The following is an 8,735-nucleotide window of genomic DNA, read 5'->3' as shown; positions in this document are numbered from 1 at the left end:
CCCGGCCCACCATGCCGGCCCAGGGCCGGCGCGGTGAGGCGGCGGCGAACAGCGAGCCCTCGGCCGCCGAGACCGCCGTGCTGCCCGCGGTGTCCGTCGGCGACACGGCGGTGCTGCCGGCCGTCCCGGCCACCGCCGCCCCGGCCACCGGTTTCCCGAGCCGCCCCGACCCGTCCGACCCGGCCACCGAGGTCTGGGCGCTGGTCGAGCGGGCGCAGGCCGGCGAGGCCGAGGCGTTCGGCCTGCTCTACGACCGGTACGTAGACACCGTTTTCCGGTTCGTCTACTTCCGGGTCGGCAACCGCCAGCTCGCCGAGGACCTCACCTCCGACACCTTCCTCCGGGCGCTCAAGCGGATCGGCAGCTTCACCTGGCAGGGACGCGACCTCGGCGCCTGGCTGGTCACCATCGCCCGCAACCTGGTCGCCGACCACTTCAAGTCCGGCCGCTACCGGCTGGAGGTGACCACCGGCGACGTACTCGACGCCGACCGGGAGGACCGGGGGCCCGAGGGCAGCCCGGAGGCCGCGGTGGTCGAGCACATCACCAACGTCGCCCTGCTCACCGCCGTCAAGCAGCTCAACCCGGAGCAGCAGGAGTGCATCGTGCTCCGCTTCCTCCAGGGCTTCTCGGTGGCCGAGACGGCCCGCGCCATGGGCAAGAACGAGGGCGCCATCAAGGCGTTGCAGTACCGGGCGGTCCGCGCCCTGGCCCGGCTGCTGCCGGACGGCTTCCAGCCCTGACCCGACCCGTTTCCACCCGCCCGGCGAGCCCCCGGGCGCGGACGGGCGCACCCTCCGAACCTCGTGATGGCGATCACTCTTGGTGATTTCGCCACCGACCGGGCCGTAACCGGCTACCGGCACGAACCGTTTCTCCGGGTGCGACCAGTGGTTGTCCCGGCGTCCCCCGGGCCACCCGGTCCGGCGGGTCAGGTCGGCCGTCCCGGTCGATCGCGGCCACACGCTGCCACCGGTCGCTGGTGACGACGACGGCCAGAGCGGCCGTGACCAGCGAGAGGGGGTGCCTGCGGTGGACAGCGACCTCTTCTCCCGTCGGCGTGCCGAGCGCTTCGCGCAACTCCTCGACGAGGCCAACGGCGGCCGGCGGCACCACGTCCGTTCCCGGGCCGACGACGAACTCGCCGCGCTCGTCGCGGTGAGCCGCCGGCTCACCGCCGACCGGCCGGACGTCGAGGTGGACGCGGAGTTCCGCACCGGGCTGCGGGCGATGCTCGTGGCCACCGTCGAGCGCGAGGGCGTCGGCGCCCCGGCGAAGACCGGCACCGCCACCGGCGTACGCGGCTCGCTGCTGCCGGCGATGACCGGGCGACGGGCCCGGGCCCGGGGCGCGATCCTGGTCGGCGTGGCCGCCGGCGCGATCGCCCTCTCCGGCATCTCCGCCGCCAGCGAGAACGCGGTGCCGGGCGACGCCCTCTACGGCATGAAGCGCTCGACCGAGCGCGCCCAGCTCGCCCTGGCCAGCTCCGACATCAGCCGGGGCCAGCTCTTCCTCGACTTCGCCCGGACCCGGCTCGACGAGGCCGCCACGGTCCGCGACGACCGGCTCGGCTTCAGCGCCGTGCTGGACGACATGGACGCCGACACCCGGCAGGGCGTACGCCTGCTGACCACGGTGGCCGCGCAGCGCTCCGACCCGGCGGCGCTGGACGCCGTCGACACGTTCCTCGGCGGCCAGCGTCGGTCGGTCAGCGGGCTGCTCGACCGGTCGGACCACGCCGACCGGGACCGCACCCGCCGCTCGCTCGCCCTGCTCGACGCGGCCGGCCGGCGCGCCGACGCGCTCCGCGAGGCGATCGCCTGCGGGCTGCCGGCCCCGGCGGCCAGCGACGCGCTCGGGCCCGCCCCGACCACCTGCCCCGGGGACCGCTGAACCGCCCGGTACAGCCGTCCACGCCACACTTCTCCCGCCGGACATCCGCCCGTCACACGGTGCCGGATAGGCTCGGTACGGAGGGCGTACGCGGTCGTCGAGGGGAGGTCGCCGTGACCCGGAGCCGGAAGGTGACGGTCAGCACCGACGTCCACGGGCACACCGCCGGCTGGTCGGAGACCCCGGAGGCACCCCCGGCCACCCTCACCCCCGACCCGACGGCCGCCGCGTTCTTCGACGTGGACAACACGATGATGCAGGGCGCGTCGATCTACTGGTTCGCCCGCGGGCTGGCCGCCCGGAAGTACTTCACCACCGGTGACCTGGCCCGGTTCGCCTGGCAGCAGGCGAAGTTCCGGCTGCTCGCCACCGAGCACGCCGGTGACATGTCGCAGGCCAAGGAGGCCGCGCTCGCCTTCGTCCAGGGCTGGCGGGTGGACGATGTCGAACGCCTCACCGAGGAGATCTTCGACGAGCTGATGGCCCCGCGCATCTGGGCCGGCACCCGCAAGCTGGCCCAGCGCCACCTCGACGCGGGCGAGCGGGTCTGGCTGGTCAGCGCGGCCCCGGTGGAGATCGGCCGGGTGATCGCGACCCGGCTCGGCCTGACCGGGGCGATCGGCACGGTGGCCGAGGTGGTCGACGGGGCGTACACCGGCCGGCTGGTCGGCGACCTCATGCACGGCCCGGCCAAGGCCGAGGCGGTCACCCAGCTCGCCGCGATGGAGGGGCTGGAGCTGAGCCGCTGCGCGGCGTACAGCGACTCGGCCAACGACCTGCCGATGCTCTCCACCGTGGGGCGCCCCGTGGCGATCAACCCGGATCCGGCGTTGCTCCGGCAGGCCCGCGAGCGGGGCTGGGACGTCCGCGACTTCCGCACCGGCCGGCGGGCCGTGAAGATCGCCGTGCCGTCCACGGCCGCCGCCGGGCTGGTCGCCGGGGCGGTCACGGCCGGGCTGGCCCTGCACCGCCGCCGCCAGCGCCTCGACTGACGCGCGGCCCGCGGGTCAGGGGCCGAACGGGTCCGGGCGGCGTTCGAGCAGCCGGTGCAGGGTCTGCTGGATGGTCTCCCGCACCTGGTCGGCGAGGTTGAACACGACCAGCGGATCGTCGGCCGAGTCGCGCAGGTGCGCGGTCGGGATCGGCGGGCAGAACTCGATCAGCCACTTGCTCGGCAGCGGCACCATGCCCAGCGGCCCCAGCCAGGGGAAGGTCGGCGTGACCGGGAAGTACGGCAGCTTGAGCAGCCGGGCCAGCGGCTTGATGTCGGCGAGCATCGGGTAGATCTCCTCGCCGCCGACGATCGCCACCGGCACGATCGGCGTGCCGGTCCGCAGCGCCGCCGAGACGAAGCCGCCCCGCCCGAAGCGCTGGAGCTTGTAGCGGTCGGCGTAGAGCTTGCCGACCCCCTTGAAGCCCTCTGGGAAGACGCCGACCAGCTCGCCGTTGCCGAGCAGCCGCTCCGCGTCGGGGTTGCAGGCGACCGTGCCGCCGGTCTTGCGGGCGATCTCCGAGACCACCGGCATCCGGAAGACCAGGTCGGCGCCGAGCAGTCGCAGGTAGCGGCGCGCCGGGTGCCGGTCGTGCAGGGCGGTCGCGAGCACCAGCGCGTCCAGCGCCACGGTGCCGGAGTGGTTGCCGACCACGAGGCCGGCCCCCTCGGCGGGCAGGTGCTCGACGCCGCCGACCTCGGTGCGGAACCAGTCCCGGTAGAGCAGCCGGACCAGCGGGTGGAAGACGGCGTCGGTCAGGTCCGGGTCGAAGCCGAACTCGTCCACCTCGTAGTCGCCGGCCAGCCGCCGCCGCAGGAAGGCCAGCCCCTTGGCGACCTTCGTGTCCCAGTGGTCCCCCGGGCGGTCCGCCACCGCCGGTCCGGGCGGGGTCGCGTCGCCCGCCCCGCCTCCGGCGGGCTCGTCCGTCGGCTTGTCCGCCACGGCCTTCCCGGCGACGGCCTTCTTGGCCACAACCTTCTTCGCGACGGCCTTCTTGGCCACGGCCTTTCTCGGGGCGGCGTCGCCCGGCGCGCCCGTCCGCGGGGCCGGGGCCGGCTCGTCGGCGGAGGTGTCCGGCTCGTCGGTGGCCCGCGGCGCCGCCTGCATCGCCGGCTCGGCGGCGGCCGCCGCGGCCCGCCGGTGCCCGTTGCGCCGCGCCGGCTCCGCGTCCGGCCCGGGCACGGTCAGCGGTACGTCGTACCGCGCCTCGCCCCGCTCCTCGGCCGCGCTCACGAGCGCTCCCGCACGGCGGCCCGGACCTGCCGGATGCCCTCCAGCACCAGCCGCTCGGCCGTGGCGAGCTGGTCCCGGGTCACCACGACACCGCCGTGGTGGGCGCGGATGAAGTCGTCGAACGCGGCCGCCGTCGAGCGGGGCGTGAAGCCGTACTCGCGCTCCAGTCTGGTGGTGTCCACCACCCGACCGTGCACGAAAAGGTCGACCTGGTCCAATCCGTAGCGGCCGAAGCCCAGGCTCCGGGCGACGGCGGCGGCACCGGACAGGCCCGGCTCCAGCACCGGCACGGCCACCCGGCCGGCCCGGCGGATGGCCTGCGACAGCGAGAGCACCCCCGGCCCGGCGACGTTGTAGGTCCCGGCGTGCTCCTCGGCGACCGACCGGTGGAGCACCTCCAGGGCGTCGTCGAAGTGGACGAACTGCAGGCGCGGGTCGCGGCCGAATACGGTGGGCACCACCGGCTGGGCGAAGTACCGGGTGAGGGTGGTGTCGGCGGTCGAGCCGATGAACGGCGCGAAGCGCAGCACGGTCGCGGTGACGTCGGGCCGGCGGCGGCGGAACCCGCGGACGTACCCCTCGATGTCGAGGATGTCGCGGCCGAAACCGCCGCGCGGCACCTCGCGCGGCTCGGTCTCCTCGGTGAAGACTGCCGGGTCGCGGAACGACACCCCGTAGGCGGCGGTCGACGAGCGGACCACGAGCTTGCGCAGCCGGGGCGCCCGCTGGCAGGCCGCGAGGAGCTGCATGGTGCCGATGACGTTCTGTTCCTTCATCGCCGATCGGCCGCCCTGCTGCGGGTCGGGGGCGGTGACCAGCGCCAGGTGCACCACGGCGTCGACGTCGAGGTCGGCCAGGAGACTGCCGAGCGAGTCGAGGTCGAGGCGGACCCGCTCGACCCCGGAGAGCAGGTCGGCTAGCTCCGGGTTGGGGGTGGCCGGGTCGACGCCGATGACGCGTTCGATGCGGGGGTCGGCGGCGAGCCGGGCGGCGACGTGCGCGCCGAGGTAGCGGCCGACGCCGGTCACGACGACGACCCCCGGAGCACCTGAGGTGCCGCCGGGGGTCATGTCGTGCGCCTCGGCCGGCAGGCGGGATCGAGCCGGGACGTCCACGGCCTGATCACCTGAGCCTCCGAGGGTCGGCAGGTGGCAAGTGGTGCCGGGTGCCGGGCCGCAGCCCGGCCCCGGTCACTTGCCGAGACGACGACGCTGGACGCGGGTCTTGCGCAGCAGCTTGCGGTGCTTCTTCTTAGCCATGCGCTTGCGGCGCTTCTTGACCACCGAGCCCATACGACAGCCTTTCGATGCAACGTGCGGGGCGGACCGGGAGACACCACGGGGAGTGGCGCCGGTGACCGCTTGCGGACAACGGACCGGACCAGCGTGGTGGGCAGGGCACACCAGGGTGCGGTCACGGTCGGGGTCCAGGGTAGCCGGAGTGCGTCAGCAGGACCAACGCGCCCCCGTCGATGCCCGTTACGTCGCACTCGTCGGCCTGGCCGCGCGACGTGTCAGGCGGTTTCCTGGAACGCGCCCCGGAGGTATTCGTGCACGGCGTGCTCGGGCACCCGGAACGACCGGCCGACCCGTACCGCGGTCAGCTCACCGCTGTGCACGAGACGGTAGACCGTCATCTTGGACACCCGCATGACCGTCGCCACCTCGGCGACGGTCAGGAACCTGACATCCGACAGTCGAGCGTCGGACTGTGACCCGGCCATGGCTCACCGACCCATTCCCATGCCCGGCGCGTGCCGCCGAGCAGGTTGCTTCCCGCCACGACGAGCGACGCGCGTGTTACCAGTACGGTAGCGGGGCGGCTGTGACCGGCGCGATCCCTTCCTTCGTTTGATCATGGAAGGGTGCCCGTCGGCCCCGCGTTGAGCTGGCGTTTTTCGCCCGGACGGGTGGCCTGTCCCAGTTCGCGGAGCCCGCCTCGCGGCCGGTACGTCACTCGGCGCGCAACGCCACCACGGGGTCGAGCCGGCCGGCGCGCTGGGCGGGCACCACCCCGAAGACGATGCCGACCGCCGCCGAGACGCCGAAGGCGAGCGCCAGCGACCACCAGGTGATCGCCGCCGGGATCGGCGAGACCGCGTCGACCAGCAGCGCGGTGCCCACCCCGAGCGCCATCCCGGTCAGCCCGCCGATCGAGGTGAGCAGCACCGCCTCCAGCAGGAACTGCACGCCGATGTCCCGGGGCCGCGCGCCGACCGCCTTGCGCAGGCCGATCTCGCGGGTCCGCTCGCGTACCGAGACCAGCATGATGTTGGAGACGCCCACGCCGCCGACCAGCAGCGAGATGCCCGCGATGGCGGCCAGCACCCCGGTGAGCACGCCGAGGATGTCGCCGAGCACGCCGAGGATCTGCTGCTGGGTGACCGCGCTGAACTCGGTGTCCGGGTGCCGGCGGGACAGCTCGGCCACGATCCGCTCGCCGAGCTGGTCGATCCGCTCCCGGTCGGGCGCCTTGACCGCGATGCCGTCGATCCGCTGCGTCCCCCAGAGCCGCTGCGCGGCGGTCACCGGGATGTGCACCTCGTCGTCCCGGTCGACGCCGAGGCTCTGCCCGAGCGGGGTGAAGACGCCGATCACCCGGAACCGGACCCCGGCCAGGGTGACCTGCTGGCCGAGCGGGTCCCGGTCGGGAAAGAGCGCCCGGGCCACGGACGCGCCGAGCACGGCCACCCGGCGGCTGGTGTCCACGTCGGCCCCGGCCAGGTAGCGGCCGCGGGCCAGCGAGCGGGTGAAGACCGTCGGGGTGGTCTCCAGCACCCCCTGCACGGTGGTGAAGTCGGACCGGGTGCCGGCCCGCGCCGTCGCGCCGGAGGCGATGGTGACGGCCACCCGGCCGGGGTCACCGACCACCCGGGAGACGGCGTCCACGTCCTTCAGTTCCAGCGGCGACACCACCGGGGCGGTGCCGACGTCGAGCTTGCCGGGCACCACCAGGAGCAGGTTCGAGCCGAGCCCCTCCACCTGCTGTTCGACCTTCTGCTTGGTGCCGGTGCCGATGGCGACCAGGAGCACCACCGAGGCGACCCCGATGATCACCCCGAGCATGGTCAGCGCGCTGCGCATCCGGTTGGCCCGCAGCGCGTCCAGCGCCACCCGCCAGGCCTCGGCCACCCTCACCCGGCACCCCCGGGCGCGGCCTGCGCGCCGGTCCCGCCGGTGCGCGGAAGGCGTCCGGTGGCTCCGGTGGCGCCACCGGAGCCACCGGACGGGTGCCCCGGGCCGCTTCCGGACGCGGACCGGGGCTCCGCGCTGGGAGCGGCGTCCAGTGTCTCAGGTCGACCGTCGCCGCCCGACAGCGGTCGATCATGAACGGTGTCGGACCGGATCAGCCCGTCCCGGACGGCGATCCGCCGGCGGGCCCGGGCCGCCACCTCCGGGTCGTGGGTCACCATGACCAGCGCCACCCCGGACTCGGCGTTCAGCCGTTCCAGCAGCTCCAGCACCGCCTCGCCGGTGGCGCTGTCCAGGTTGCCGGTGGGCTCGTCGGCGAGCAGCACCGCCGGGTCGGTGACCAGGGCCCGGGCGATCGCCACCCGCTGCTGCTCGCCGCCGGAGAGCTGGTTGGGGCGGTGGGTCAGCCGGTGTCCCAGCCCGACCCGCCCGAGCATCGCCGCCGCGCGTTCCCGCCGCTGCCGCGCCCCGACGCCCCGGTAGACCAGGGGCAGGGCCACGTTGTCCACCGCGGACGTCCGGGGCAGCAGGTGGAACGCCTGGAAGACGAAGCCGATGGTCTCGTTGCGCAGCGTCGCCAGCTCCGGCGCGGTCAGGGTGGCCACGTCCCGGCCACCGATCACCAGCCGGCCGCCGGTCGGCCGGTCCAGCCCACCGAGCAGGTGCATGAGGGTGGACTTGCCCGAGCCGGAGGGCCCGATCACCGCCACGTACTCGCCCTGCCCGATGGTGAGCGACACCCCGCGCAGCGCGGGCACCGACACCCCGTCCAGCTCGTACGTGCGGGACACGTCGACCGCCTCGATCGCGGCAACGGTCACCGGAGTTCCTGGCCGTCGTGGACCTGGTCGGCGCCGCGCACCACGATCCGGTCGCCGGTGCGGACCCCGCTGACGATCTGCACCAGGTCCTGCCCCTGTACGCCCACGGTCACCGGCACCCGGTCGGCCTTCCCGTCCCGCAGCAGCCAGACCGCGTCCCGCCCGTCGGCGGAGAAGACCGCCGAGGCGGGTACGGCCACCGCGTCGGCCGCCTCGCGGACCCGGAGACGGACCACGGCGTTCATGCCGGGGCGGGGCGCCGGGGCGGCCTCCCCCTCGCCGAGCCGCCCGGCGCCGAGGCCGAGCCGGACCCGGTAGGTGACCCCACCCCGCGCCGAACTGGTCGGCAGCACGTCCACCGAGCGGACCGTGGCGTCGTACGTCGCACCGGTCACCGCGTCCAGCTCGACCGCGGCGGTCAGCCCGGCCCGGACCAGCAGCACATCCGTCTCGTCCACCTCGGCGAGCAGGCCGAGCTGCCCGGTGTCCACCACGGTCAGCACCGGCGTGCCCGCGGTCACCCGGCCGCCGGCCGGGACCGCGTCGTCCACCCCCGCCGGCGGGCCGCCCTGCCCGGCCGCGCCGAGGGCCGACGGGTCGAGGCC

Annotated in this window: 10 protein-coding genes; 3 read left to right on the top strand and 7 right to left on the bottom strand. The window is 74.8% G+C overall.

Translation table 11 applies throughout. The features are described 5' to 3' along the window. The 3 genes from B0E53_RS29835 to B0E53_RS29825 form a co-directional block, all read left to right on the top strand. On the top strand, nt 1–743 hold a 743-nt coding region (locus tag B0E53_RS29835; RefSeq protein WP_168215446.1), incomplete at its 5' end, for an ECF subfamily RNA polymerase sigma factor, BldN family. Nucleotides 744–1,032: 289 nt separating this feature from the next. Next, entirely contained in the window at nt 1,033–1,893 is an 861-nt protein-coding gene (locus B0E53_RS29830) for a DUF5667 domain-containing protein (protein ID WP_107079047.1), read from the top strand. Nucleotides 1,894–1,952: 59 nt separating this feature from the next. After that, nucleotides 1,953–2,885 carry an HAD-IB family hydrolase gene (locus B0E53_RS29825; protein ID WP_246835667.1) on the top strand — a complete coding sequence of 311 codons (933 nt, stop codon included), beginning with the start codon at nt 1,953–1,955 and terminating at the stop codon, nt 2,883–2,885. Nucleotides 2,886–2,900: 15 nt separating this feature from the next. On the opposite strand, the gene B0E53_RS29820 is transcribed toward B0E53_RS29825, so the two are convergent. The 7 genes from B0E53_RS29820 to B0E53_RS29790 form a co-directional block, all read right to left on the bottom strand. Then, the gene (locus B0E53_RS29820) at nt 2,901–3,758 is read right to left on the bottom strand and encodes a lysophospholipid acyltransferase family protein (RefSeq protein WP_107079049.1); all 858 of its coding nucleotides are present in this window, start codon (nt 3,756–3,758) and stop codon (nt 2,901–2,903) included. A gap of 356 nt (nt 3,759–4,114) precedes the next feature. Further along, nucleotides 4,115–5,188, bottom strand: coding sequence for an NAD-dependent epimerase/dehydratase family protein (locus B0E53_RS29815; protein ID WP_107079048.1), 1,074 nt, complete (start codon nt 5,186–5,188; stop codon nt 4,115–4,117). 120 nt (nt 5,189–5,308) lie between these two features. Continuing rightward, a complete protein-coding gene (locus B0E53_RS29810; protein ID WP_007465623.1) occupies nt 5,309–5,410 on the bottom strand; it encodes an AURKAIP1/COX24 domain-containing protein in 102 nt (33 codons plus the stop codon). A gap of 221 nt (nt 5,411–5,631) precedes the next feature. After that, nucleotides 5,632–5,841, bottom strand: coding sequence for a helix-turn-helix domain-containing protein (locus tag B0E53_RS29805; protein WP_046564428.1), 210 nt, complete (start codon nt 5,839–5,841; stop codon nt 5,632–5,634). A 229-nt stretch (nt 5,842–6,070) separates the two neighbouring features. Next, a complete protein-coding gene (locus tag B0E53_RS29800; RefSeq protein WP_107079045.1) occupies nt 6,071–7,255 on the bottom strand; it encodes an ABC transporter permease in 1,185 nt (394 codons plus the stop codon). Continuing rightward, a complete protein-coding gene (locus B0E53_RS29795; RefSeq protein WP_107079044.1) occupies nt 7,252–8,130 on the bottom strand; it encodes an ABC transporter ATP-binding protein in 879 nt (292 codons plus the stop codon). Before B0E53_RS29795 ends, B0E53_RS29800 begins: the two co-directional genes overlap by 4 nt. Beyond that, nucleotides 8,127–8,735, bottom strand: a 609-nt coding sequence (locus tag B0E53_RS29790) for an HlyD family efflux transporter periplasmic adaptor subunit (RefSeq protein WP_146167813.1), incomplete at its 5' end; no start/stop codon positions are given. The genes B0E53_RS29795 and B0E53_RS29790, both read right to left, overlap by 4 nt.

The organism is Micromonospora sp. MH33, assembly GCF_003013775.1.
Classification (GTDB): Bacteria; Actinomycetota; Actinomycetes; order Mycobacteriales; family Micromonosporaceae; genus Micromonospora; species Micromonospora fulviviridis.
This window is presented reverse-complemented; position numbering and strand designations above follow the sequence as displayed.

Excerpts from the sequence above, each read along its gene's own strand:
- B0E53_RS29815 (WP_107079048.1), bottom strand. The coding sequence starts at position 5,188 with ATGACCCCCGGCGGCACCTCAGGTGCTCCGGGGGTCGTCGTCGTGACC.
- B0E53_RS29810 (WP_007465623.1), bottom strand. The coding sequence starts at position 5,410 with ATGGGCTCGGTGGTCAAGAAGCGCCGCAAGCGCATGGCTAAGAAGAAG.
- B0E53_RS29805 (WP_046564428.1), bottom strand. The coding sequence starts at position 5,841 with ATGGCCGGGTCACAGTCCGACGCTCGACTGTCGGATGTCAGGTTCCTG.